Here is a 24003-nt window from a genome sequence, read left to right on the forward strand (position 1 = left end):
TACGGACTGTTAATCCGCAGGTCGCTGGTTCGAGCCCAGCTCGGGGAGCCAAATTAAACAGAAACCCAATCTTTGAATAGATTGGGTTTCTGTTTTTCAACTTATCTCAATTATTTAATGAATTGAATTGGTATACCATCAGCCCTTAAATACAGGCAACATGCCCGCCATATTCATAAAGTGAAACACGGCAGTCAATACACCAAAACACAACACCAATCCAATCACAAACACGCCACCGCCAACTTTAAAGCCTTGTTGTTGCGGATTTTTTCGGCGGACAATATATACCAGCAAAGCAGGCACAATACACGTCCAAATGGTTGCCACCGCACCTGCGTAACCAATCGCTTGCACAAAACCAAATGGTGCAATCAAAGACAAAACCAATGGCGGCAAAAAAGTACACAACCACGTTTTGCTGCGACCTAGACGGTCATCTTTCAATTTCAAAAAATCCGCAAGAAAATCAAACAAACCCAATCCCACGCCAATAAATGAAGACAACACCGCCGCCAAGGCAAAAGAATCAATCGCTTTTTGTACACTTTCAGAAGCCAATACACCACCCAAAGTTTGTAACAAAACATGAACATCGCCATCTTTTGCAATCACAGGCGCAAAATTGTTGCGCGGCAAATTACCAAAAATACTCCAAATCCACAACAAATAAATCCCCAAAGCCATCAACATACCGTACACAATCACTTTGGCAGCGGTTTTTTCATTGCCATAATACGCGCGCATAGACGTTACCGAATGATGATAACCAAACGAAGTTAATGCTACAGGAATCAACATCATCACATAAGGCGTGTAGCTGGCGTTGGTGTTTTGGCTGTCAAACAACATGGCAAGATTGATGTTTGCCGTCAAACCAAAAATGCTGAACACAAAAGTCACCACCATCAACACAATCAACAATACTGAAATTCTGTCTACCGCACGTGTGGAATGCCACACAAATCCACCAAACAGCACACAACTTACCAAGGAAGCAAACTGACTGGATACGCCAAACATTGCACTGAAAATGCCACCCAATGTGGTGATGTAGGCATACAACAAAATCCCTCCCACAAAATACACCGCCAAATTGTTGATGATATTGACTCCATTGCCCAAAATCTCACGGGTTACAGTGCTAAATGAAGCGCGTAAATCGTAATTTTTGTACACTTCCAACAACAGCCAACCCGATAAAGTCATCACAATCATCGTCAAAATCAAGACCAAACTGCTCCAAATTGTCCATGCACCCGAACCCGCGCTGGGCAATGCCAACATACCTGCACCCACGCATACACCCGCGATGATGCACGCTCCACCTAAAACAGACGGTTGTTTTTGATTTTCCATGATTTTTTCACCTTTTATGTCAATGCGTTTGGGAAAATGGGCTTTCAGGCAGCCTAAAATCTGCCCTCTCCCTGAAGGGGAAAAGAATAAGAAATAACAAATTGTCGTGTACCAAGAGATGATGCCTTGATGACAAAGATACTGTTACAACTTACCCTTAACTTGGAATGCGAATATACAAGGCTGCCTGGAAGTCTTGATTGAAAGAAACATATTTTCAGGATAAAACGTCAAAAAAATCATAAAATAAACAAATGATTGCCATTTTATCCTAAATTTAGGTTCAATTATACCGTTTTTAAACGTGCCGTAAAATGACGCAATACAGGCGGTTCATAAATAAAAGTTAAACCTTTAATGCTGTCGGCATGTTTCTTCACTTCGCCAAAGGCTTCAATAATGAAGTCCATATGGGTTTGCGTGTAGGTGGCACGTGGAATGGTTAAACGCAACAATTCCGCAGGACAAGGCAATTGCAAACCTGTTTTTGGGTCGCGTCCCAATAACAATGAACCAATTTCCACCGCACGAATGCCACCCACTTTATACAATTCGCACGACAAAGCATGGGCTGGGAATTGGTCTACTGGAATATGAGGCAACAATTTACCTGCGTCCACAAATGCCGCATGTCCCCCTGGTTGTTGGCAAACGATGCCGATGCTTTCCAAACCCTCGGTCAAATAACGTACTTGGGCAATGCGGTATGCCAACCAATCTTCGCGCATACCATCATACAAACCGACCGCCAAGCGTTCCATTGCACCGCCTTCCAAACCGCCATAAGTGGGGAAACCTTCTTGCACCACACACAGCGTACGGCATTCATTGTACACATCAAGCCATTTTTCGTTTTTGAAACACAGCAAGCCGCCCATTGGCACCATCGCATCTTTTTTGGCAGACATCGCCAAAATATCGGCATATTGATAGCATTCGCGCGTGATGTCGGCAACGCTGCGGTTCAGGCAGCCTACTTCACGCTGTTGAATAAAATAAGCATTTTCCGCAAAACGTGCCGAATCCATAATCACAGGAATATCATATTTTTGCGCGATGGCGTACATGGCTTTCATGTTTGCCAAGGAAACAGGCTGACCACCAGCCGAATTGCACGTAATCGTACAAACAATGTATGGCACATTTTGTGCCCCCACTTCCAAAATGGCGGCTTCCAATTTGTCTAAATCAAAATTGCCTTTGAAATCGGCTTGCACCGAAGTATCAAATGCTTGTTCCGTATAGACATTGCGAACGGTACAACCATTGATTTGGGTATGCCCCTGTGTCGTGTCAAAGAAATAATTGGACAAAGCCACCATTTTGCTGCGGTCTAAACCTTTTTCGCGTTCGCGCTTGGCAATCAAAACGGGAATGTAGATTTGTTCCGCGCCGCGCCCTTGATGCGTGGGAATGGTGTATTCATAGGCAAATATATCACGCACCGCATCGCACAAAGCATGATAACTGCGGCTGCCGCTGTACGCTTCATCGCCGCGCAACATGGCGGCTTGCATGTTTTGGGTAATCGCGCCTGTGCCACTGTCAGTCAGCAAATCAATGAACACGTCTTCGCTGTCCAACAAAAAGGGGTTCATGCCTGCTTTCAAAATGGCTTCTTCACGATACGCACGTGTGGTGCGTTTAACAGGTTCAATCACGCGAATGCGAAAAGGTTCAGGGAAATGTTTGAAATTTTCCATAATAAAATTCCTTTTTTCTCAATAAATTATATAATTTAAAAGCAAGAAAAACCAATCGTATGCCACCAACAGGCAGATACGATTAAAAATCCATATTCATCAGCTTGAATACAGACTTTGACTTTGGCAAGCACAAAGGTTTTTATGGAAAAAAGAAAGACATTCTCGGGTCTATGGTAAACCATTGCAGACAGCAATGGCAGCAGTCAAAATGTGGCATAACCGTCCTCCCGTGAAAGCAGTTAAAAAAACTTGACTGAAATTCTAAATACTATCCAATATCATTAACAATTATTTAAGACCCATATCAATACAAATAATGACTTACCCAAATTCACATGATACCTTTCAGGCAGCCTTTATTGCTCTGTGTTAAAATACCACGCATTTAATTTGACCGACAGACTGCCTGAAAACACAATTTTACTGTCATTTTTTTATATCTTGTTGATGCACATCACGCACCAAATTGTTGAAATAAGGCTTAGATATCGGTGTGTGATACGCACTCTAAACATTCAGTCTTTCAGGCAGCCTGAAAAAGATGATTTCAAGGAATAAAATATGTTAGACAATTTAACCAAACGTTTCTCAAAAGTATTCAAAGACATACGCGGACAATCCAAATTAAGCGAAGACAACATCAAAGAAGCCCTGCGCGAAGTGCGTTTGGCATTGCTGGAAGCAGACGTGGCTTTGCCGATTGTGAAAGACTTTGTCAATCAAGTCAAAGAACGCGCTTTGGGCAAAGAATTTGCCGACACGCTCACGCCCGACCAAGCCTTTTTCGGCATTGTGAACGAAGCCCTGATTGAACTGATGGGCAAAGAAAACAGCCAATTAAATTTGGCAGCCGCGCCGCCAGCCACCATTTTGATGGCAGGTCTGCAAGGTGCAGGTAAAACCACCACCGTGGGCAAATTGTCCAAATTCATCAAAGACCAAGACAAGAAAAAGAAAATCCTGCTCGTATCGGCAGACGTGTACCGCCCTGCCGCGATTGAACAGTTGAAATTGCTGGCAGAACAAGTGCAAGTGGACTTTTTCCCGTCCGATGTATCGCAAAAACCCGTTGAAATTGCGTTGGCGGCGCAAGATTATGCCAAAAAACATTTTTACGATATTTTGATGGTGGACACGGCAGGTCGCTTGGCAATAGATGAAGAAATGATGAATGAAATCAAAGCCATTCATGCCGCCATCAAGCCGATTGAAACCCTGTTTGTGGTGGACGCGATGTTGGGTCAAGACGCGGTAAACACCGCCCAAGCCTTTAACGAAGCCCTGCCTTTAACGGGCGTGATTTTGACCAAAATGGACGGCGATGCGCGTGGTGGTGCGGCATTGTCGGTGCGCCAAATCACGGGTAAACCGATTAAATTCATTGGCGTGGGCGAAAAAATCAATGGTTTGGAGCCGTTTCACCCCGAACGCATTGCCAGCCGCATTTTGGGCATGGGCGATGTGATGACTTTGATTGAAGATGTGCAAAAAGGCATTGACGAAGAAATTGCCAAAGAAATGGCGCAAAAATTGCATCGCGGCAAAGACTTTGATTTGAATGACTTTAAAGCGCAAATTCAACAAATGCGCAATATGGGCGGTTTTGAGAATTTGCTCTCCAAAATGCCAGGGGAATTGGGGCAGATTTCCAAACAAATCCCCGAAGGCACAGCAGAAAAAGCGATGGCACACGTTGAAGCCATCATCAATTCCATGACCCCAAAAGAACGTGCCAACCCCAGCATCATCAAAGCCAGTCGCAAAAAACGCATTGCGGCAGGTGCTGGCACCACAGTTCAAGAAGTGAACAAAATGCTGAAACAATTTGAACAATCGCAACAAATGATGAAAATGTTTAGCGGCAAAAACATGCAAAAATTGATGCGTATGGCAAAGGGCATGAAGGGCATTTTCCCGAATATGCGATAATTGATTTTCAGGCTGCCTGAAACCGCATTTTCTCAAACCAAAACAAGGACAAAACCCATGAGCTTTTTGAAATTGACCGACCAAGATTTGCAAGGCAAAACCGTGTTAATCCGCGCCGATTTGAACGTGCCTTTTAAAGACGGCAAAATCAGCGATGACACGCGCATTCGTGCGTCTTTGCCCTCCATTCAGTACGCGCTGGACAAGGGCGCAGCCGTGATTGTGATGACGCATTTGGGTCGTCCCACCGAAGGCGAATTTCACCCCGAAGACGATGTTGCCCCCGTTGCCGCGCATTTGGGCGGATTGTTGGGCAAAGAAATCAAAGTGTTGAACGATTGGCGCGACAACCCACCCAGCCTGAAAACGGGCGAAGTGGCTTTGTTGCAAAACGTCCGCATCAACAAAGGCGAAGGCAAAAATGACCCCGAATTGGGCAAAGCCTATGCCAGCTTGTGCGATGTGTTTGTGAACGATGCGTTTGGCACGGCTCATCGCGCCCAAGCCTCTACCGAAGCGGTGGCGCAATTTGCGCCTGTGTCGGTGGCAGGGATTTTGATGGCGGCTGAATTGGACGCGCTGGGCAAAGCCTTGAAAAATCCCGCTCGCCCCATGGTGGCGATTGTGGCAGGCAGCAAAGTGTCCACCAAATTGACGATTTTGGAAAGTTTGGCGGATAAAGTTGACCAACTCATCGTGGGTGGTGGCATTGCCAATACGTTCTTGTTGGCGCAGGGCAAGCCGATTGGCAAATCGCTGGCTGAACCCGATTTGGTGGACGAAGCGAAAAAAATCATCGCCAAAATGGCGGCAAAAGGCGGTGTTGTGCCTTTGCCCGTTGATGTGGTAACGGCAAAAGAATTTGCCGAAACCGCCCCAGCCGAACACAAAGCCATTGAAGACGTTGCCGCAGACGACATGATTTTGGACATTGGCGCACAATCCGCACAACAGCTTGCCGAAATCATCAAAAACGCAGGCACAATCGTGTGGAATGGACCTGTGGGCGTGTTTGAATTTGCCCAATTTGCAAGTGGCACAGAAACCGTTTCACACGCGGTGGCGGAAAGTGCAGGTTTCTCGATTGCGGGCGGTGGCGACACTTTGGCGGCGATTGCGAAATTTGGCATTACCGAGCAAATTGGCTACATTTCCACAGGCGGTGGCGCGTTCTTGGAGTTTTTGGAGGGCAAGGCATTGCCAGCCGTGGTTGCTTTGGAAAAATTTGCCAAGTAATTTGAAGTAAAAAAATTTCAGGCAGCCTGAATGTGATTTCAGGCTGCCTGAATTTCATCAAACGCGCTTATTTCTTTTGCCAAAACGGTGCATTTTCCACACCAGCCACTTGGGCATCAAACACGGGGTCTATGCCGCGTTTTTTCTGTTCATCGTAGTCTTTCAGAGCTTTGAAAGCGGGTTTACTCAACAAAACTATGGCAATGAAATTCAAATAACACATGCTGCCAAAACCAATGTCGCCCAATGCCCACATCATGCCTGCCGATTGCAATCCCCCAAACGCACACACCACCAAAAACACCAGTTTCAATGCAGTTGTTAATTGGGGATAACGCTGCTTTTTATCTAAATAAACCAGCGTGGTTTCGGCAATGTAGTAGTATGCCAATAAGCAGGTAAACGCAAACAAGAATACCGCAATTGCCACAAACGCTGGACCAAATCCCGAAAACACGCTGGAAACCGCGTTTTGTGTAAATGCTGTGCCTGCTGCCACACCTGCCAAGTTTTCCACCAACATGGTGCCGTCTGTGCCGCGTACATTGTATGAACCTGTGGACAAAATCATTAAAGCGGTTGCTGTGCAAACCAAAACCGTGTCCACATACACCGAAAACGCTTGTACCAAACCTTGTTTGGCTGGGTGCGACACCGATGCGGCTGCCGAGCTGAATGTCGCTTCGCCTGCACCTGCCACATTGGAAAACACCGCACGGCGCACGCCCCAAGAAACGGCTGTTCCTACCATGCCACCAAATATTGCGTCCATGCCAAACGCACTGCGGATAATCAGGGCAAACATTTCAGGCAGCACAGTCAAATTTACTGCCAATACAATGACCATCATCAACAAATATGCCACAGCCATGAAGGGTACGATTTTATCGGCAACACGGGCGATGCGTTTGATGCCACCCAAAATGATGAACGCCAAAGGCACAACCACAAAAGCCGTTGTAATCATGGGTGTAAAGCCAAATGCACCTTCAAATGATGCGGCAATCGTGTTCACTTGTACACCTGGCACAAGTACACCGTAAGACAAACCTGTTACTGCCGCCACAATCATGGCAAAGGTTTTCAGTTTTAAGCCTTTTTCAATGTAATAAGGCGAGCCTCCGCGATATTGTCCATCGGTTTCTTCTTTGTAGATTTGTGCCAATGTGGATTCCACAAATGCGCTTGCACCTCCGAGCAAGCCCATGACAATCATCCAAAAAACCGCGCCCGGCCCGCCTGATGCAATGGCGGTTGCCACACCTGCAATATTGCCCACGCCCACGCGTCCCGACAACGCCATGCAAAAGGCGGAAAATGAACTGACCCCTTGTTGCGATTGCGGTTTATCAAACAACAAGCGCACCATCTCGCCAATATAACGAAACTGTACGCCACGCGTGGCAATCGTAAAATAAATGCCCACCGCCAACGCCAAATAAACCAGTGCATCGCTCCAAATATAATCAACCAATGTATTGATGAGTTTTTCCATGATTGCGTTTCCTGATGTGTTGTGATTTGGGGTTTCAGGCTGCCTGAAAGTACACGATAAAATTCATGTAGGGTGCAATTATCAAGTGATTTGAATGATTTGGTGCGTGATACACACCCTACATTTTAGGTATTTGCCCATTCAGGCTGCCTGAAAACATCTTATCGTTTCACTGAATTTAGCCCACGACCCACACGGTTTTGGTTTGGCAATATTGCGACAGGGCTTCCAAACCTTTGTCGCGTCCGCCAAAGCCCGATTGTTTGTAGCCGCCAAATGGGGTGGTGATGTCGCCTTCGGAAAAGCCGTTGATGGACACCGTGCCAGCCTGAATTTGGGCTGCTACACGCAAAGCGCGTTTCAAATTTTGTGTGTAAAACGATGCGGCTAAACCGTATTGGCTGTTGTTGGCAAGTGAAATGGCTTCTTCTTCGCTGTCAAACGTGCTGACTGCCAATACAGGACCGAACACTTCCTCTTGGAATAATGTCATGTCAGCCGTAACACCATCAAAAATCACAGGTGCAACATACAGGCTGCCTGAAACCGCGTTATTCTGTGTTTCGTTGATTTGCACCGCGCCTGCTTGACGTGCTGCTGCGATGTGGGCTTGTACTTTGTCAAAATGCGCCTGTTCCACCATTGGACCAATGGACACGTTTTCATCGCGTGGGTCGCCCATTTGCCAATCTGCCAAACCTGTTTTGAGTTTTTGCAGCAATTCGGCTTTCAGGCTGCTGTGTACCAACAAACGTGAACCGCAACTGCAATTTTCGCCCATATTCCAAAATGCGGCTGCCAAAATGCTGTTGATGGCGTTGTCGTCTAAAACCGCGTCTTCAAACACGATTTGTGGACTTTTACCGCCCAATTCCAACACGATTTCTTTCAAATTGCTTTGGGCTGAATATTTCAAAAACAAACGCCCCACTTCGGTTGAACCTGTGAACGAAACCATGTCAATATCGGGGTGCAAACCGATTGCTGCGCCCACTGTTTCGCCACGTCCGCACACCATTTGCAAAGCGGCTTTTGGCACACCCGCTTCATACGCCAATTCAATCAGGCGATAGGCAGACAGCGAAGTCAATTCGGCAGGTTTCACAATGACGCTGTTGCCTGCAATCAAAGCGGGGGCAACTTTCCACGCAAACATCTGTGCTGGGAAATTCCACGGCAACACGGCTGCCACCACGCCAATGGGTTCTTGCACTATCCACGACAACACATCTGCACCTGCTGGGGCGGTTTTGCCAAACACTTTATCGACGGTTTCGGCATACCAATGGAAAGTGTCAATGGTGGCAGGCATATCGGTATTCAGACATTCGCGTATGGGTTTACCTGCATCAATGCAATCCAAAGCGGCAAGTTCTTCAATGTGTTCTTGCATCAAACTTGCCCATTTTTGCATGATGCGCTTGCGTTCGGCTGGCGGTTGCAAACGCCATTCACCTTGCATAAAACAGGCGCGCGCTGCACGAACTGCGGTGTCCACATCATTGCTGTTGCCATCGGCAATTTTGCCAATCACGCTGCCGTCAATGGGCGTGGTGTTGGGTAAAGTGTCGCTGCTGCTGTCGCCCACAATCCAATGTCCTGCAAACAGGCTGCCTGAACGGGCGGCTGCGAAAATATCGTCTTTATTTTTGATGCTCATGATGTCTGTCCTTGATGATTGGGGGTTTAAACTTGTTTGACCAATTTCACAAAATCGGCTTTGTCGTTTTCATTCAAATTGATTAAGGGAATGCGAACCTTGCCTGCATCAAAAGTTCCTTTCAGGCAGCCTGCTTTGGCTTTTTGGTTGTAATCGCCCGATTCCATAGAATGCAAAGCGGGATACATGGCGGTCATAATGCGTTTGGCTTCGTCCCAATTTTGATTTTGGGCTGCCTGAAACAGGGCAACTTGTTCTTCTGGAAACACATTTGCCGCGCCCGCAATCCAGCTTTGACAACCCCAAAAAAAGAAATCAACAGGCTGGTCATCACAACCGCACACCACTTCAAAATCAGGTAAATCGGCTTGTAACAAACGCAAAGCCTGACTGAAATTGCCACTGCTTTCTTTAATGCCCACAATGTATGGGTTTTGCGACAAATGTTGTACGGTTTCAAACTCCATGTTCACGCCCACGCGAGCAGGGAAGTTGTACATCACAATCGGCATTTGTACGGCAGATGCCACCGTTTCAAAATGCGCGATGATGCCGTCTTGACTGGGTAAACTGTACGCATTGGGTGCGAGCATCAAGCCGTCATAACCCAAACTTTTCGCTTCGTGCGCCAAAGCGATGCTGTGGTCGGTGGATAAGCTGTTGATGCCTGCAATCAAGGTGGTTTTGCCTTTGCCCACTTCGGCAATGGCGGTCAGAACTTGGGTGCGTTCTTCGGGGCTGAATGTATAAGATTCGCCCGTTGTGCCACAAGCCACAATGCCTGCCACGCCTTTTTGAATGAATTGTTCGGCTAACTGTTTCAGTTTGACGATGTCAATGCGGTTGTCTGCGGTAAAAGGGGTAACGATGGGAACAAAAATGCCTTTTAAGTTCATGATATTCAATCCTTTGATGATGAGTGAAAAAGGGAAAAATGATGTTTTCAGGCTGCCTGAAAAATGTTTTATGGCAATTTGGGCGTACCAAAACGCGCCAAACGATATGGTTCAGGTGAAATTTCAGGCTGCCTACCAAAATAGTGGTCAGCCAAAATATTTGCACTGGCAACGGCTTGCGTTAAACCCAAATGCTGGTGTCCAAAGTTCAACAACACACGCCCAACTTTATCAATGACAGGCAAAGAATCGGCTGTGGTGGGGCGAAAACCCATCCATTCGCTGTTGTTGTGTGAATTTAAAGGATTGGTGAACATGGATTGCGCCAAATGCAATAAATTTCGTGCGCGATTCATATTCGGTGGTGCGTGCAAACCTGCGTATTCCACCGTGCCAGCCAAACGCAAACCGCCATTCATCGGTGTCATGATGAAACGCCGCTCCAAACTGGTAACGGGAATAGACAATTTATTGATTTCATTGGGTAACATTAAATGATAACCGCGTTCCGTATCCAAAGGCACATTCACGCCTGTGCTTTGTGCCACCCATTGTTTGGAAAACGCGCCTGTTGCCAGCAAAACATTTTGCGCATGAATTTGACCTTGTTCGGTTTGCAAAATCACGCCATTTTCACGATGTTGAATGTCCCAAACACGGCAATTTTCTTGGACTTCACCACCCAATTCACAAAAATGTTGGCGAATTGTGTTCATCACCGCAGGCAAATCCACAATATGCCCTGTATTCGGAAACAACAACGCGCCTTTTTGTGTGTGTGCCAAATGCGGTTCACGTTCACGCAATGCGTTTTCAGGCAGCCATTCGGTGGAAATGCCCATTTCTGCCAATTTTTTGCCGTGTGCTTGTAAATGCGCCACGCCTTGCTCGGTTTCACAACACAGCAATGAACCTTCCACACGCACAAAATCCTGTAAATCCCATTTTTCGGCAAATTGTTGCCACGCGAGTAAGCTGATGCTGTTGATGTTTTTCAAGGCTGCGTGTATGGCAGCAAAACGCGATGGACGCATATTGTTCAGCAATTGCCACGCCCAAGGCATCAATTTGGGCAGATAACGCCAGTCAATCCGCAGCGCACCCAAAGGGTCAAGCAGCATTTGTGGAATGTGTTTTAAAACAGCAGCTTCGGCAACTGGAAAAACCTGTTCCACTGCCAAATGCCCCGCATTGCCAAATGATGCGCCAGAGCCTATGGTTGCCGCATCCACCAACAAAACCGACACGCCTTCCGATTGCAAACGCAATGCGCTGCACAAGCCAATAATCCCGCCACCGACCACACACACATCTGCATTTTGTTTCATCAAATTCACCTTTCAAGCTGCCTGAACATCATTTTGCAATACCAAAACAGAATGGGTCATTCGGGTTTAAAATCAAATCGCTTTGGGCGCAAACGTGTGCCGAACCGCGCAAAGTGGGAATCACATTTTCAGGCAGCGTGGGGTGGGTTTGATACGATGCTTCAAATACGCTGCCGATGATGCTTTCTTGTCGCCAAATTTGCCCAGCTTGCAACACGCCATCGGCTGCCAAACACGCCACTTTTGCACTCGTGCCTGTGCCGCAGGGTGAGCGGTCGTATTCCCCACCAGGGCAAAGGACAAAATTTTTGCTATCAGCACATTCACTGTTGGCAAACAGTTCAATGTGGTCAATTTCTGCACCGTTTTCGCCCGTGATGTTGTTTTGCACCAAAGCGGCTTTAATCCGCAAACACACATCGGTCAAATGGGCAACATGGCTGCCTGAAAGCGTTTGCCCGTGTTCGCTGACCAAGAAAAACCAGTTGCCGCCCCAAGCAATATCGCCCTTGATTTTGCCCAAACCCTCAACTTCCACTTCAACCGCTTGACGATAACGATAAGAAGGTACGTTCACAATTTCCACGCTGCCATCTTCATGCAAAACCGCTTTAATCGTGCCAACTGGCGTTTCCAAAAAATGTTCGCCTGTGCCGATTTTGTTTTGGTATGCCAACGATGCCACTACGCCAATGCTGCCGTGTCCACACATGCCCAAATAACCTTCGTTATTGAAAAAAATCACACCTGTCAAAGCCTTTGGGTCGGCAGGGCGACACAGCAAAGCACCCACCATCACATCATGACCACGCGGTTCTAAAATAACAGCACGGCGCAAATGGTCATGATTTTGTTTGAAATCATGCAGTTGTTCAGCAACCGTGTCGCCTTGTAAAACGGGAAAACCATCGTAAACCATGCGGGTGGGTTCGCCACCTGTGTGCGAATCAATAATGCGGATAATGGTGGGAGCAGACATTTGTTTTTCCTTGATACTTAAATTGATTGAATTTTTCAGGCTGCCTGAAAATCACACAAATCATCTTACCCATTCTGTTTGTGCCATGCTTGCCGTTTGGGCATAAAAAAATGCCGAATTCTGCATAATCGGCACAAATTTTTTGTACTATAATTTGATGTTTTTGTCATAAAAAAGTATGAATTATGCACAATCTCACTTCTGTTTTTACGGGTATAGACGATTTGCCCCAGCTTATCGCCCACATGCACGCGCTCGCACCACTGTTGGATAGCATGCACAATGTGGTGTTTTTCATCAAAAATCAGCAAGCAGAATATGTGTGGGTCAATCAAACTTTGTTGAGCCGTTTGGCTTTGCACGATAAAAATCAACTGATTGGTTTAAAAGCCGAAAAAGTATTCACAAACAATCAAGGCAGCGAATACACCGCCCAAGATTTGAGCGTGCTTTCAGGCAGCATCATCAAAAATAAATTGGAATTACACAATTATTTATCGGGCAAACAAGGTTGGTGCATCACGCAAAAAATCCCGCTCTACAATCAACAGGGCGAAGTGATTGCCATGGCAGGCGTATCCATAGACATAGACAAAGATAACAGCGAGCGTTTACGCCGCCACAAACGATTGGCAATGGCGGTCGCCTACATCAAATCGCATTTAGAACAAAAGATGACAGTGGCTGAATTGGCACATCATGCCAATTGCAGTGTGTCGCAGTTGGAAAGACTATTTAAAGAAGTTTTGCACATTTCGCCCATGCAAATGGTACAAAAAATGCGTTTGGAATGGGCTTTGGATTTATTGCAAAATACGCAAGAGCCAATTGTGAATATAGCAATCAAATGTGGCTACACCGACCACAGCGCATTTACGCGGCAATTTAAGCAATTGACGGGAGTGTCGCCATCGGCATATCGCAATAAAAAGGCAGCCTGAAAAGCATTTTAACAGCCCATAACATTATCAAAATTGCATTCACACATTTGAAATTCAGCTTACTTCAATTTAGAATTAACCATTTGCCTGTTTGGTTAAGTTCTCATTTCGCCACAAACATCATCACAAAAACATGAATCAAAAAATCCGCCACGAAATTTTTCAGCGTTTACACGATGCCAATCCCAATCCCACTACCGAATTAAATTACAGCAGCCCATTTGAATTACTGATTGCTGTTTTGCTCTCCGCCCAAGCCACCGATGTGGGTGTGAACAAAGCCACAGCCAAGTTGTTTCCCGTTGCCAATACGCCGCAAGCCTTACTGGACTTGGGTTTAGAGGGCATCATGGGCTACACCAAAACCATTGGTTTGTACAAAACCAAGTCCAAACACATTGTTGAAACCTGTCAAATTTTACTGGCGGAACACGGTGGCGAAGTACCACAAACGCGCGAGGCATTGGAAAAATTGCCTGGTGTAGGGCGCAAAACGGCGAATGTGGTGTTGAATACGGCTTTCAGGCAGCCTGTAATGGCAGTGGACACACACATTTTTCGCGTATCCAATCGCACCAAAATTGCGGTTGGCAAAGATGTGCGCGAAGTGGAAGACAATTTGATGAAGTTTGTGCCCAAAAAGTTTTTGATGGACGCACACCATTGGTTGATTTTGCACGGTCGCTACACTTGCAAAGCACAGAAACCACAATGCCAACGCTGTATCATCAATGATTTATGTGAATACGGCGCGAAAACAACAATTTGAACTTGCAGGTCGCCTAAAATATTTTCATATCCATCTTAATCATGCAAAAATTTATTCTGTTGCGCGGACATGAGGGTTCGGGCAAATCCACTTTTGCGCGTGAAAAAATGGCGGAATTTCAGCGCATCTATCCCGATGGTGAAGTGGTTTTAATTGACAATGATGAAGCCCTCATCAATGAACATGGCATTTATCATTTTGATTTTGAGCAATTTACCCAAGCACATCGGGATAATGTGTTGCGCCAAAACCAGGCTTTTGAACGCGGTTTACACCACCCCGAACGAGCGATGTTGGTCATCAATGCCAATCCCAATCAAAAAAGCAAAACCTGTTACGCGCAAATTGAACGGGCACGTTTACACGGTTTCATGGTTGAAATTTACCGTTTACATCATGATTTTCCGAATGTGCATGGCGTTGCGCCCGAAGATGTGGCTCGAAGTCGCACAAGGCTTGATGCCAATCCTGTTTTGGGTGAAATTCATTTGCCTTAAAATTGGGTTCAAAATTTAAGATAAGTCGTAAAACTGAAAAACGCTACGGCATTGCCAACGCCCTTATGTTTAAGCGTACACGGCTCTCGTTGTCTCGCCTTGTATTGTTTTTTCACTTATGCGACCGTATGCCATACGATTCATTTTCATTGATACAGGCTGCCTGAAAAACACAAACGTTTTTTCAGGCAGCCTTTTGTGCATATCTGGCATCACAACACATTCTGTGGCGTACCTGCAACAAATAAATTGATGTTGTCTTCCAAGATTTCAGTCATGCGTTCCAGCGCATTGTCGCCTGCCCATGCGATGTGTGGCGTAACAATCAAATTGGGTAAGCGACTTAATAAAGGATTGCCTTCGCGTGGCGGTTCTTGCGTCAGCACATCAAAACCTGCACCACCCAACTGTCCGTATTTAAGCGCAGCAAACACAGCTTGTTCATCAGCCAAACCACCACGTCCCACATTAATCAGTATTGCCTGTGGCTTCATCATTTGCAATTCAGCTTCGCCTATCATATGGTGCGTTTGCGCGTTTAAAGGGCAGTTTAAGGACACCACATCGGCTTGTTGTAAAGCTGCCTGAAACGCCGTATAACCTTCGCGTACGGTTGTGGCGTATTTATGCTCGCCCCAAATAACCTTCATACCCAAAGCTTCGGCATAGCGTCCAAAAGTTTGCCCCACATTACCACGCCCAAAAATCGCCAAAGTTTTGCCATTTAAAGTACGCAAAGGGGCAGAAAAGTGGGCAAAATGTGGCGATTTTTGCCAGAAACCACCTGCCACATCACGCATATACGCAGGCAAACCACGCATCAACGCAAGCAAAAGCATCAAAGCGTGTTCTGCCACACTGTCGTTGCCATAAGCACGCACATTACACACGGTTACGCCACGCGCTTTGGCAGCAGGTAAATCAATATTGTTGTAACCCGTGGCGCACACGGCAATCATTTTGAGCTGTGGCGCGGCGGCTAATTCGGCTTCGCCAATGACCACTTTATTGGTCAAAATGATGTCGGCTTGGGCGATGCGCTCGGCGGTTTCTTCGGGTGCAGTTACGCCATATTCTGTGTAATGATGTGGAAAATTGAAGTTAAAAGCCCGCGTGGGTAAGGTATCGCGGTCAAGAAAGACGATGTTCATGTTTTTTCCTTGTTTGATTTGACCAAATGGCAAAACAATTGTAGCACAGGCTGCCTGAAAACCAATTTTATGGTACGCTTGTGGCTTGTTAAACTGGAAAATAATGGAGTAAAACCATGACTTTGAAAATGGAAGATTTACAAATCGGCAACGGCAAAGTTGCCCAAAAAGGCAAAGACATTACCGTGCATTACACAGGTTGGCTGGAAGATGGTACAAAATTTGATTCCAGTTTTGACCGCCACCAACCTTTAACCATTACTTTGGGCGTGGGTCAAGTGATTAAAGGCTGGGACGAAGGCTTCGATGGTATGCGAGAAGGCGGTAAACGCAAACTGACCATTCCATCTGAAATGGGCTACGGCGCACATGGTGCAGGCGGTATCATTCCACCCAATGCTACTTTGATTTTTGAAGTAGAGTTATTAAAAGTGTACGAATAAGTCCAGATAAGGCTGCCTGAACGGTTTCAGGCAGCCATTTGTATGTTTAATGGGCGATTTCAACTGTCCACCTGAATCCATACAACTGGCAGCATTACAAGAAAACAGCTACCCCCGATTAAGTGAAGGTGTCACTTATCCCAGTTGGCGACCATCACAAAGTTTAGACCACATTTTTGTCAAAGGTAAGCTAATGGACAACAGTACAATACTGCAATTCCCATCATCTGACCACTTGCCAGTTGTTCTGGAAATTTGATAGAAAAGAAAAGACCACTTTTTCAAGTGGTCTCTTAAAACTTGGTGCCGGCGGCAGGAATCGAACTCGCGACCCCCTGATTACAAGTCAGGTGCTCTACCAACTGAGCTACACCGGCAAAGAAGTGCATATTATGCACTTACTGATGTATTTTGTCAAACATTTGACAACTTAAAAATGCAAAAATAAAGTAAATTATTGAATAATATTTTTTATTTTTATGATTTCAGGCTGCCTGAAATGCAAGTTGTATCCACAATTATGGGGTTTGATTGCGCAAATATTGCACCAACAAAGGTACTGGGCGACCTGTTGCCCCTTTTGCCGCACCCGATTTCCATGCTGTGCCAGCAATGTCCAAATGCGCCCAAGTCATGTTTTCGGCAAAATGCGCCAAGAACGTGCCAGCCGTAATCGTGCCAGCAGGACGACCGCCAATGTTTTGCAAATCGGCAAAATTGGATTTCAGTTGCTCTTTGTATTCGGGGAACAAGGGCATTTGCCATGCTTTGTCGTTGCTGTCGCGGGCTGCCTGCAACAATGCTTCGGCAAGTTCTTGATTGTTTGCCATCAAACCGCTTGCCACATGACCCAGCGCAATGATGCACGCGCCCGTTAAAGTTGCCACATCAATCACAGCTTTGGGTTTGAAATTTTGTTCCACATAAGTGAGCGCATCGCACAACACCAAACGCCCTTCTGCGTCTGTGTTCAGGTTTTCAATGGTGGTGCCGTTCATGGCTTTAACGATGTCGCCTGGTTTGGCGGCGGCTGCGTCTGGCATATTTTCGCAAGTGGCAACCACCACCACCAAGTTGATGGGCAGCTTGGCTTTAACCGCCGCGATGAATGTGCCAATCACGGTTGCTGCACCGCACATATCGTATTTCATCTCGTCCATCGCCTCACCTGGTTTGAGCGAAATGCCGCCACTGTCAAAGGTCAAACCTTTGCCCACCAACACAATGGGTTCGGCTGATTGGTCTGCTGCGCCAAAGTATTTCAATTCCAATAATTTGGGTTCTTGCACGCTGCCTTTTGCCACGCCCCAAAAAGAGGGCATATGGGCTTGAATGTAATCTTTGCCCAAAATTTTGGCTTCTGCGCCAAGGGCTTGGGCTTCGGCGGCGGCGGTTTCGGCTAAATAAGTGGGCGTGCAAACATTGGGGGCGGTGTTGCCCAAGTCTTTGCACAAATTCACGCCTGCCAACAAAGCCTGCGCTTGAATTAAGGCTGCCTGAATTTCATTTTCGTGCTTTTCATGCACAAATTCAATGGCTTGCAATTTGGCTGGATTGGCTTCTTTTTTGAAACGGTCAAAGCGATAAGTGGCTTCGCCCACTGCCGCCACCAGCGTTTCCACCACACGGGGGCTGTCCACATGGCAAAATGGTTGAATTTGCACAGACGCGCTTTCTTGTTTTGCCAACCATGCGGCGGCTTCTTTGGCGGCTTTTTGCAAGGTTTCGGTTTTCAAATCGGCAAAACGCAACACGGCAATGTTTTTCAGGCTGCCTGAAACAATCAAATTGGCACTGGCAAAGCTGTCTTTTTCGCCCAATTCGCCAAACACGATTTGTGCGTGTTCATCGTTGAGCTGATTCAATTCTGTGCAAACAAACAGTTGTGATTTTTGTGTGGGATTTTTTGATAAAGTGAAATTCATGGAACAACTCCAAAAAGAAAACAGAATGTTTCGGGAAAACTTTATTGTGCCACATATTCGTAGCGCAAACATTCATTTTTCTTGTCACTGTGAATAAAATTGTAAAAACAATAATTTAATTAACAAACACTAATTTGGCAGCATAATCATCAGACGCACACCAATAATGTTTTTGCAACACAAATTTCCAATTTTCATATTTAAATTCAAATATTTGCTCATAATCGCCATTGCGAAAACGGTCAAAATAAAGTTGGCTGCCTGAAAACGCCAACGTTTTTTGTTGCGGACGGTTTTGCCGTTTGTGAATGTGATGGTTTCATCAAAATCAATGTTCGCCATTCACACGCACGGTTATGCTGCCTGTACCGTTCATATACCAATTCATTTTCTAACCTGCCTGCATTCCTAATATAATATTGATTTTAATGAATATTTTTGATATTGATTAACATGATTTTGGACATAAAATTCAGGCAGCCTGAAAAAACATCTCCACGCTGCCTGAAAAATCATGAACTGAAAAGATTACAATTTTTAGAAAATAGAGTTTATCATCAAATTTCAGGCAGCCATTTGGCTGCCTGAAAGCAATCTATGATACCCCAAAAATCAAGAATTACAGGCAAAACGATAAGCCGGGTTCTGTCGTGGACAGTCATTCATCTAGACCACCCGTTACCAAGTGGTTCAAGCAACCTACCCGAACACTCGGCGAGCAGCGTCAATGTGTTCTGTTTGGTCTTGCTACAAATGGGGTTTGACCTGCTGCAACTTGTTACCAAGCGCACGGTGCGCTCTTACCACACCTTTTCACCCTTACCTGTTCTGCCTTTTCAGGCAGTCATCGGCGGTTTGGCTTTCTGTTTCACTTTCCGTCGCGTTACCGCGCCCAGCCGTTAGCTGGCATCTTGCTCTGTGTAGCCCGGACTTTCCTCCCCGTGTTGCCACGCGGCGACTGTCTGTCTTACCTGCAATAATAATTATACACCAATCGCTGAAACGACAGATAAAAACAAAACCAGCCGTTTTACTTAACGGCTGGTTGGAATATTGTGGTCGGAGTGAAAGGATTCGAACCTTCGACCCCTTGCACCCCATGCAAGTGCGCTACCAGGCTGCGCCACACTCCGACATGAAAAAGTGGATTATATGTTTATTCACTGCTTTGAGCAAGATTTTTTTCAATGTCTGCCAACATATTTTCCAATGCCAATCGCATTTCATCAGCACTAATTACCGGCATACCGTCTGCATCTAAAGCATCTTTGGCAAAATAGTCACTGATGCTGTGTCGCAACTGGCGCAATTTGATGACATCTAAACGCGTAAGTGTATTGGCACCTTTTCCTAAAATCATGCCTTCTTGCTGCTGCCATTCGGTAATTTGTGCCACATCTAAACCTGCTAAATTACCTGCTTCGGCAAGTGTAAAATAACGCTTGGCAGGTATGACTGGCAAATCAGCGTTGCTTATCATAATAATGCTCTACCATGCCTTTGAGTTTTTGGCTGGCGTGGAACGTTACCACTCGGCGGGCAGTAATGGGGACTTCTTCTCCTGTTTTTGGGTTACGTCCGGGACGCTGTGGCTTATCGCGCAACTGGAAGTTACCAAAACCTGAAATTTTGATTTCTTCGCCACGTTCCAATGTGGTGCGAATTTCTTCAAAGAACAGTTCCACGATTTCTTTTGCTTCGTTTTTGCTGATGCTGCTGACTTTTTCAACCAAAATATCAGCCAATTCTGCTTTAGTTAGGGTCATTTATTTTACCTCTGTTTTGGTTAGGCGCGGATTATCGCTAATTGTTGTTTTAAAATCAAGCGAATATTTAAGAAAAAATGTGATTTTGTGTTATTTCGGTGGCTTAGGCTGCCTGAAAAGGGGTTTTATGTCATTTAATGCCGTTTTGGTAAGGTAATATTGGGTAAATTCCATTGGCGGTAAATGGCAAGCATTCTGATGACAAAAATGAGCAAAATGGTGGTAATACTGCGAAACCATGCGCTGATGTCAGTATGCGAGAGCAATAAATAATAGGTGCTGCCAATAATGGAAGCGGTAATGTAAATTTCTTTTTGTAAAACTAAAGGAATTTGGCGACAAACGATGTCGCGCAAGACACCACCAATAACGGCCGTAAACACGCCCATGAGTATGACAATCGGTGCACCCATATTGCGTGCCAACGCCGCCTCTATACCAATGACAGTAAATGCTGCCAAACCCAATGCATCAAACCAACGCATGGCTCTGTCCAATTTTTCAATATAATGATAAAAAATTTGTACCAAAAATGACACAATACAGATGGTATAAAGATAGTTATGGTCATGCAACCAAAAAATTGGATGGCGATTGAGCAACACATCGCGTAAAGTCCCACCACCTACGCTGCCAATAAAGGAAATCATGAGTGCGCCAAAAGCATCAAACTGCAGTCGCTTGGCTAAAACACTAGCAGCTACAGTACAAGCGATGATGCCAACCATGTCCAGCGTGTAAACAATGCTGTCTGCGGTTGGCAAGGTGGTATGAAAATCAGACATTTTTGTACCCAATGTTTTTCAGGCAGCCTATATTTCATAGCTGCCTGAAAATGGTTACTTTTGTTTCAAAGCTGAAACAAAGGTTAATCATGCTTTTGTTTGTTAGCAATTTATTGAACGGCTTGTTCCTGTGCTTGGTTGTACATGGCTTCAAAATTGATGGGAGCCAACAATACAGGTGGGAAACCTGCACGAGTTACAGTTGTGGAAACCACCTCACGGGCATATGGGAACAAAATATTGGGACATGCAACACCCAATAGTAATTTAATGTCATCTTCTGGAATGCCACTCAAACGGAAAATGCCTGCTTGGGATACTTCGTTTAAAAATACCACACGATTGTCGCTGAGTTTGGCTGTAACGGTTACGGTTACGCTGCATTCGTAAAAACCTTCTTCAATTTGCTGACCATCGGTACTGATTCGCATATCCACTTCCGGCGTTTCTTGTTCCAAGAAGATTTGTGGCGCATGTGGCACTTCCAAAGACAGGTTTTTTACATACAATTTTTCAATACTGAAAATAGGTTGTTCTTGTACAGTTTGTTCTTGTTCGCTCATGAGATTTACTTTCTTTCAAAGTTCAATAAAAGCTGCCTGAAAATAAAATCCGCAGGCAGAACGAAAAAATTTAAATTGTTTCAGTTTGCAGTAAAGGCATCAATTCGCCTTTTTGATGTAAGGCGTACATATCGGTAAAGCCACCAACGTGTGTTTTGCCAATAAAAATTTGCGGTACACTGCGCTGACCACTTAATTGTTGCATTTGTGCATAAACATCTGGGGCACTGTCCACACGAATTTCTTTGATTTCATGCACGCCAAGTTGTTTGAGAAATTGTTTTGCCATTGTGCAATAAGGACAATAAGGTCCTGTATACATCGTAACTTGGTTCATTCTTTGATGATGATAATTGATTAGAATGTGCTGTTTTATCTGTTTTTTATTATTTTGTCAAATTTATGATGAATTCAATTTAAACCAGTACAGCGTTGCCAACGCCCTTATATACGATTTGGTACACTGCGGACATTGTCGCCTTGTACTGCTTTTTCACTTTCACGACTATATCGATATATTGATGCAAAATACTTATTTATTTAAAAAAACCAGATTTGAACATATCAAATCTGGTTTTTTTTGATTAAACCCAAATAAAATTTAGGGGAAATATCAGTTCACGCGTTGTTGAACTTCGCGAGTAATCAATTTCTGAATTTGAATATCTACGCGACGATCAGGTTCAATACAAGCGATTTGAGCTGCACGTTTTTTAGCACGAGGCAATTTTGCAACATCTGCTCGGCAAGATTCAGTCATGCGTGCTTGTGTTTCGCCCAAGCCCACAGTAGATACTTTGTGTGCTGGCACACCTTGACCAATCAGGTATTGTGCAACAGCATTAGCACGACGCTCTGACAGCGCTTGGTTATAGGCTTCGCTACCCATGAAGTCGGTATGACCTTCCACACGAACGGCTTCAACTTCTGCTCCAGCCAATTCAGCTACCACACCATTCAGTTTTTCAATGGCTTCTGGACGCAAAGTTTCTTTATCAAAGCCAAACAAGAAATCAGAACTCAATGTTTTCTTGTCACTAACGCGAACGGTTTCATATTGTGGTTGTACAGCTTGTTCTGCTTGTTTATCACCACATTCAACCAAACCGTTGGCTTCTTTGTTCAAGAATGCGTTTTGCCAACATTCACCATAGTTATTGCGAACTACTTCACCTGAACCTTGGCTAATAGTGTAACCAGGTTTGTCATGAGCCATTGCACCAGCAGAAGCCAACAGGGCGGCAATCAGTGCGCTTACTTTCAGTTGTTTAGTCATTTATTGTTCCCTCATCAAGAAAATGATTTATTGGCGGATTGTGTGTCCCACCATGCGTGAGATTCAGGCAGCTTATCGGCAAAGCGCGGGGCAAACCTAAATTTAACAGTTTCTCACTATAAATAAATTGTGTCCCTACTGTCAATAGACAGCCCAACAAGCGCGCGTACTGTCTATTGACATCATGCCCAAGTTGTTGTTCTTTGTCATGTATTTTTACGTCCAAACAAGCAAATACCCTAAATTGAGTTGCAGAAAAACAACAGTTTATTACCGCTGGCATTTTTGCTTTCTGTCGCTTGCTGTGTTAAATTAGCCACACTTTGAATTTAAATAAATCATCATGAAATTACAGCAGTTGCGCTATGCGGTGGAGGTTTACCGCCGTAATTTAAACGTCTCTGAAGCGGCTGATGCTTTGTTTACTTCTCAACCTGGTGTTTCCAAGCAAATCCGTATGTTGGAAGAAGAATTGGGTGTACCCATTTTTATTCGCAGTGGCAAGCGGATTGTGGCGGTAACGCAGGCTGGGGAAGCGGTTTTGGAAACAGCGGCACAAATTTTGCGTGATGTGCAGAAAATCAAAAACATGGGCAGCGAGTTTGCGGGAACGCAAGATGGTTTTTTAACGGTTGCCAGCACACATTCTTTTGCGCGTTACAGGCTGCCTGAAACGGTGGCTTTTTTTCAGGCAGCCTATCCCGATGTGATACTCAACATTAAATTGGGTTCATCTACGGAGATTACTGAGATGGTGTGCAATGGCGAAGCAGATTTAGCTGTGGGACAGGATTTGCCTGATGACAAGCAGGTATTGCGCCGTTTACCCTGTGGTGCGTGGCACTATGCTTTATTGATGCAACCAAACCACGCTTTAACAGGTTTAACTTCGCCTCAAGATTTGCGTTTGCAAGACATCGCGGATTTGCCTTTATTGGCAGACAGTACGGTTTTTCAGGCAGGCACAGCAGCTGCGCGAGCTTTTACCAAAGCAAATTTGCCAATACCGCATCTGACATTTGCATCTACTGATGCGGAATTACTGAAAGATTATGTACGTTTGGGCTTGGGTGTGGCTTTGTTGGACTCGGTGGCAACGCAAACACATTGTGATTCATTGCAAATTTTGGACGTGCGACATTTGTTTGAAGCCTCACATTGCCATATTGCTTTGCGTACCGATACCTTGATGCGTGCTTGTCTGACTGGTTTCATTGGGCATTTGGCTCCTGATTTAACACCGCAAAGGGTAGAGCAGTTATTGTATGCGCCTGTGGCTGATGATTTTTCCATTTAGAC

26 protein-coding genes, 2 tRNA genes and 1 other RNA gene are annotated in these 24003 nt (G+C 45.2%); 9 read left to right on the plus strand and 20 right to left on the minus strand.

Annotated elements, in window-relative coordinates:
- Nucleotides 1–138 precede the first annotated feature (138 nt).
- The 3 genes from Q4B82_RS02935 to tnaC all read right to left on the minus strand — a co-directional run bounded on the left by Q4B82_RS02935 (nucleotide 139) and on the right by tnaC (nucleotide 3282).
- On the minus strand, nucleotides 139–1359 hold the full coding sequence (locus tag Q4B82_RS02935) for an aromatic amino acid transporter (protein ID WP_303064945.1): 1221 nt from the start codon (nucleotides 1357–1359) through the stop codon (nucleotides 139–141).
- A gap of 287 nt (nucleotides 1360–1646) precedes the next feature.
- The gene (gene tnaA, locus Q4B82_RS02940) at nucleotides 1647–3062 is read right to left on the minus strand and encodes a tryptophanase (RefSeq protein ID WP_303064946.1); all 1416 of its coding nucleotides are present in this window, start codon (nucleotides 3060–3062) and stop codon (nucleotides 1647–1649) included.
- Between the two features lie 142 nt (nucleotides 3063–3204).
- Entirely contained in the window at nucleotides 3205–3282 is a 78-nt protein-coding gene (gene tnaC, locus Q4B82_RS09495; protein WP_368501325.1) for a tryptophanase leader peptide, read from the minus strand.
- Nucleotides 3283–3626: 344 nt separating this feature from the next.
- Here tnaC and ffh point away from each other — a divergent pair, with 344 nt between their 5' ends.
- Together ffh and Q4B82_RS02950 are read left to right on the plus strand one after the other, a co-directional pair.
- Nucleotides 3627–4994, plus strand: a complete 1368-nt coding sequence (gene ffh / locus Q4B82_RS02945) for a signal recognition particle protein (RefSeq protein WP_303064947.1) — start codon at nucleotides 3627–3629, stop codon at nucleotides 4992–4994.
- 57 nt (nucleotides 4995–5051) lie between these two features.
- Complete coding sequence (locus tag Q4B82_RS02950) at nucleotides 5052–6230, plus strand: phosphoglycerate kinase (protein WP_303064948.1); 1179 nt, start codon at nucleotides 5052–5054, stop codon at nucleotides 6228–6230.
- 67 nt (nucleotides 6231–6297) lie between these two features.
- Here the strand turns inward: Q4B82_RS02950 and Q4B82_RS02955 are convergent, their stop codons facing one another.
- From Q4B82_RS02955 to Q4B82_RS02975, 5 genes are all read right to left on the minus strand, one after another.
- Nucleotides 6298–7728 carry an alanine/glycine:cation symporter family protein gene (locus Q4B82_RS02955; RefSeq protein WP_368501326.1) on the minus strand — a complete coding sequence of 477 codons (1431 nt, stop codon included), beginning with the start codon at nucleotides 7726–7728 and terminating at the stop codon, nucleotides 6298–6300.
- A gap of 175 nt (nucleotides 7729–7903) precedes the next feature.
- The gene (locus tag Q4B82_RS02960; protein WP_303064950.1) at nucleotides 7904–9385 is read right to left on the minus strand and encodes an aldehyde dehydrogenase; all 1482 of its coding nucleotides are present in this window, start codon (nucleotides 9383–9385) and stop codon (nucleotides 7904–7906) included.
- Between the two features lie 26 nt (nucleotides 9386–9411).
- A complete protein-coding gene (dapA, locus tag Q4B82_RS02965) occupies nucleotides 9412–10281 on the minus strand; it encodes a 4-hydroxy-tetrahydrodipicolinate synthase (RefSeq protein WP_303064951.1) in 870 nt (289 codons plus the stop codon).
- 68 nt (nucleotides 10282–10349) lie between these two features.
- Entirely contained in the window at nucleotides 10350–11609 is a 1260-nt protein-coding gene (locus Q4B82_RS02970) for an FAD-binding oxidoreductase (protein ID WP_303064952.1), read from the minus strand.
- Between the two features lie 28 nt (nucleotides 11610–11637).
- The gene (locus Q4B82_RS02975) at nucleotides 11638–12588 is read right to left on the minus strand and encodes a proline racemase family protein (RefSeq protein ID WP_303064953.1); all 951 of its coding nucleotides are present in this window, start codon (nucleotides 12586–12588) and stop codon (nucleotides 11638–11640) included.
- A 185-nt stretch (nucleotides 12589–12773) separates the two neighbouring features.
- On the opposite strand from Q4B82_RS02975, the gene Q4B82_RS02980 reads away from it, so the two are divergent.
- The 3 genes from Q4B82_RS02980 (at nucleotide 12774) to Q4B82_RS02990 (ending at nucleotide 14795) form a co-directional block, all read left to right on the plus strand.
- A complete protein-coding gene (locus Q4B82_RS02980; protein WP_303064954.1) occupies nucleotides 12774–13529 on the plus strand; it encodes a helix-turn-helix domain-containing protein in 756 nt (251 codons plus the stop codon).
- Between the two features lie 133 nt (nucleotides 13530–13662).
- Complete coding sequence (gene nth, locus Q4B82_RS02985) at nucleotides 13663–14298, plus strand: endonuclease III (protein WP_303064955.1); 636 nt, start codon at nucleotides 13663–13665, stop codon at nucleotides 14296–14298.
- Nucleotides 14299–14339: 41 nt separating this feature from the next.
- Entirely contained in the window at nucleotides 14340–14795 is a 456-nt protein-coding gene (locus tag Q4B82_RS02990) for an ATP-binding protein (protein ID WP_303064956.1), read from the plus strand.
- Nucleotides 14796–15007: 212 nt separating this feature from the next.
- Here Q4B82_RS02990 and Q4B82_RS02995 read toward each other — a convergent pair whose 3' ends face one another.
- A complete protein-coding gene (locus tag Q4B82_RS02995; RefSeq protein WP_303064957.1) occupies nucleotides 15008–15946 on the minus strand; it encodes a D-2-hydroxyacid dehydrogenase in 939 nt (312 codons plus the stop codon).
- Between the two features lie 116 nt (nucleotides 15947–16062).
- Between Q4B82_RS02995 and Q4B82_RS03000 the strand changes: the two genes are divergently transcribed.
- Nucleotides 16063–16389: an FKBP-type peptidyl-prolyl cis-trans isomerase gene (locus tag Q4B82_RS03000; RefSeq protein WP_303064958.1), complete on the plus strand. Its 327-nt coding sequence runs from the start codon at nucleotides 16063–16065 to the stop codon at nucleotides 16387–16389.
- A gap of 49 nt (nucleotides 16390–16438) precedes the next feature.
- A complete protein-coding gene (locus Q4B82_RS03005; RefSeq protein ID WP_303064959.1) occupies nucleotides 16439–16648 on the plus strand; it encodes an endonuclease/exonuclease/phosphatase family protein in 210 nt (69 codons plus the stop codon).
- 42 nt (nucleotides 16649–16690) lie between these two features.
- Here Q4B82_RS03005 and Q4B82_RS03010 read toward each other — a convergent pair.
- The 3 genes from Q4B82_RS03010 to Q4B82_RS03020 form a co-directional block, all read right to left on the minus strand.
- Nucleotides 16691–16766 (minus strand) — tRNA-Thr (locus tag Q4B82_RS03010).
- A 141-nt stretch (nucleotides 16767–16907) separates the two neighbouring features.
- Nucleotides 16908–18314 carry a leucyl aminopeptidase gene (locus Q4B82_RS03015; protein WP_303064960.1) on the minus strand — a complete coding sequence of 469 codons (1407 nt, stop codon included), beginning with the start codon at nucleotides 18312–18314 and terminating at the stop codon, nucleotides 16908–16910.
- 129 nt (nucleotides 18315–18443) lie between these two features.
- On the minus strand, nucleotides 18444–18656 hold the full coding sequence (locus tag Q4B82_RS03020) for a hypothetical protein (protein ID WP_303064961.1): 213 nt from the start codon (nucleotides 18654–18656) through the stop codon (nucleotides 18444–18446).
- A 111-nt stretch (nucleotides 18657–18767) separates the two neighbouring features.
- Here Q4B82_RS03020 and Q4B82_RS03025 point away from each other — a divergent pair, with 111 nt between their 5' ends.
- Entirely contained in the window at nucleotides 18768–18902 is a 135-nt protein-coding gene (locus Q4B82_RS03025; RefSeq protein WP_303064962.1) for a hypothetical protein, read from the plus strand.
- Nucleotides 18903–18932: 30 nt separating this feature from the next.
- Here Q4B82_RS03025 and rnpB read toward each other — a convergent pair.
- The 8 genes from rnpB to Q4B82_RS03065 form a co-directional block, all read right to left on the minus strand.
- An RNA gene (rnpB, locus tag Q4B82_RS03030) (RNase P RNA component class A) lies at nucleotides 18933–19288 on the minus strand.
- 82 nt (nucleotides 19289–19370) lie between these two features.
- Nucleotides 19371–19447 (minus strand) — tRNA-Pro (locus Q4B82_RS03035).
- 23 nt (nucleotides 19448–19470) lie between these two features.
- Nucleotides 19471–19794 carry a hypothetical protein gene (locus tag Q4B82_RS03040; protein WP_303064963.1) on the minus strand — a complete coding sequence of 108 codons (324 nt, stop codon included), beginning with the start codon at nucleotides 19792–19794 and terminating at the stop codon, nucleotides 19471–19473.
- Nucleotides 19778–20080 carry an integration host factor subunit alpha gene (locus Q4B82_RS03045; RefSeq protein WP_303064964.1) on the minus strand — a complete coding sequence of 101 codons (303 nt, stop codon included), beginning with the start codon at nucleotides 20078–20080 and terminating at the stop codon, nucleotides 19778–19780. The genes Q4B82_RS03040 and Q4B82_RS03045 overlap by 17 nt, the downstream gene beginning before the upstream one ends.
- Before the next feature lie 134 nt (nucleotides 20081–20214).
- Nucleotides 20215–20865: a trimeric intracellular cation channel family protein gene (locus Q4B82_RS03050; RefSeq protein WP_303064965.1), complete on the minus strand. Its 651-nt coding sequence runs from the start codon at nucleotides 20863–20865 to the stop codon at nucleotides 20215–20217.
- A 110-nt stretch (nucleotides 20866–20975) separates the two neighbouring features.
- Nucleotides 20976–21428, minus strand: a complete 453-nt coding sequence (gene secB / locus Q4B82_RS03055) for a protein-export chaperone SecB (RefSeq protein ID WP_303064966.1) — start codon at nucleotides 21426–21428, stop codon at nucleotides 20976–20978.
- 70 nt (nucleotides 21429–21498) lie between these two features.
- Complete coding sequence (gene grxC, locus Q4B82_RS03060; protein ID WP_303064967.1) at nucleotides 21499–21765, minus strand: glutaredoxin 3; 267 nt, start codon at nucleotides 21763–21765, stop codon at nucleotides 21499–21501.
- A 276-nt stretch (nucleotides 21766–22041) separates the two neighbouring features.
- Nucleotides 22042–22704, minus strand: coding sequence for an OmpA family protein (locus tag Q4B82_RS03065; protein WP_303064968.1), 663 nt, complete (start codon nucleotides 22702–22704; stop codon nucleotides 22042–22044).
- A 343-nt stretch (nucleotides 22705–23047) separates the two neighbouring features.
- On the opposite strand from Q4B82_RS03065, the gene Q4B82_RS03070 reads away from it, so the two are divergent.
- Nucleotides 23048–24001: a LysR substrate-binding domain-containing protein gene (locus Q4B82_RS03070; protein ID WP_303064969.1), complete on the plus strand. Its 954-nt coding sequence runs from the start codon at nucleotides 23048–23050 to the stop codon at nucleotides 23999–24001.
- The last annotated feature ends 2 nt before the right edge of the window (nucleotides 24002–24003 follow it).

This window comes from Alysiella sp., assembly GCF_030525755.1.
Lineage (GTDB): Bacteria > Pseudomonadota > Gammaproteobacteria > Burkholderiales > Neisseriaceae > Simonsiella.

Coding starts and splice junctions, on each gene's coding strand:
- Q4B82_RS02935 (WP_303064945.1), bottom strand. CDS start 1,359: ATGGAAAATCAAAAACAACCGTCTGTTTTAGGTGGAGCGTGCATCATC.
- tnaA (WP_303064946.1), bottom strand. CDS start 3,062: ATGGAAAATTTCAAACATTTCCCTGAACCTTTTCGCATTCGCGTGATT.
- tnaC (WP_368501325.1), bottom strand. CDS start 3,282: ATGCCACATTTTGACTGCTGCCATTGCTGTCTGCAATGGTTTACCATA.
- ffh (WP_303064947.1), top strand. CDS start 3,627: ATGTTAGACAATTTAACCAAACGTTTCTCAAAAGTATTCAAAGACATA.
- Q4B82_RS02950 (WP_303064948.1), top strand. CDS start 5,052: ATGAGCTTTTTGAAATTGACCGACCAAGATTTGCAAGGCAAAACCGTG.
- Q4B82_RS02960 (WP_303064950.1), bottom strand. CDS start 9,385: ATGAGCATCAAAAATAAAGACGATATTTTCGCAGCCGCCCGTTCAGGC.
- dapA (WP_303064951.1), bottom strand. CDS start 10,281: ATGAACTTAAAAGGCATTTTTGTTCCCATCGTTACCCCTTTTACCGCA.
- Q4B82_RS02970 (WP_303064952.1), bottom strand. CDS start 11,609: ATGAAACAAAATGCAGATGTGTGTGTGGTCGGTGGCGGGATTATTGGC.
- Q4B82_RS02975 (WP_303064953.1), bottom strand. CDS start 12,588: ATGTCTGCTCCCACCATTATCCGCATTATTGATTCGCACACAGGTGGC.
- Q4B82_RS02980 (WP_303064954.1), top strand. CDS start 12,774: ATGCACAATCTCACTTCTGTTTTTACGGGTATAGACGATTTGCCCCAG.
- nth (WP_303064955.1), top strand. CDS start 13,663: ATGAATCAAAAAATCCGCCACGAAATTTTTCAGCGTTTACACGATGCC.
- Q4B82_RS02990 (WP_303064956.1), top strand. CDS start 14,340: ATGCAAAAATTTATTCTGTTGCGCGGACATGAGGGTTCGGGCAAATCC.
- Q4B82_RS02995 (WP_303064957.1), bottom strand. CDS start 15,946: ATGAACATCGTCTTTCTTGACCGCGATACCTTACCCACGCGGGCTTTT.
- Q4B82_RS03000 (WP_303064958.1), top strand. CDS start 16,063: ATGACTTTGAAAATGGAAGATTTACAAATCGGCAACGGCAAAGTTGCC.
- Q4B82_RS03005 (WP_303064959.1), top strand. CDS start 16,439: ATGGGCGATTTCAACTGTCCACCTGAATCCATACAACTGGCAGCATTA.
- Q4B82_RS03015 (WP_303064960.1), bottom strand. CDS start 18,314: ATGAATTTCACTTTATCAAAAAATCCCACACAAAAATCACAACTGTTT.
- Q4B82_RS03020 (WP_303064961.1), bottom strand. CDS start 18,656: ATGGCGAACATTGATTTTGATGAAACCATCACATTCACAAACGGCAAA.
- Q4B82_RS03025 (WP_303064962.1), top strand. CDS start 18,768: ATGATTTTGGACATAAAATTCAGGCAGCCTGAAAAAACATCTCCACGC.
- Q4B82_RS03040 (WP_303064963.1), bottom strand. CDS start 19,794: ATGATAAGCAACGCTGATTTGCCAGTCATACCTGCCAAGCGTTATTTT.
- Q4B82_RS03045 (WP_303064964.1), bottom strand. CDS start 20,080: ATGACCCTAACTAAAGCAGAATTGGCTGATATTTTGGTTGAAAAAGTC.
- Q4B82_RS03050 (WP_303064965.1), bottom strand. CDS start 20,865: ATGTCTGATTTTCATACCACCTTGCCAACCGCAGACAGCATTGTTTAC.
- secB (WP_303064966.1), bottom strand. CDS start 21,428: ATGAGCGAACAAGAACAAACTGTACAAGAACAACCTATTTTCAGTATT.
- grxC (WP_303064967.1), bottom strand. CDS start 21,765: ATGAACCAAGTTACGATGTATACAGGACCTTATTGTCCTTATTGCACA.
- Q4B82_RS03065 (WP_303064968.1), bottom strand. CDS start 22,704: ATGACTAAACAACTGAAAGTAAGCGCACTGATTGCCGCCCTGTTGGCT.
- Q4B82_RS03070 (WP_303064969.1), top strand. CDS start 23,048: ATGAAATTACAGCAGTTGCGCTATGCGGTGGAGGTTTACCGCCGTAAT.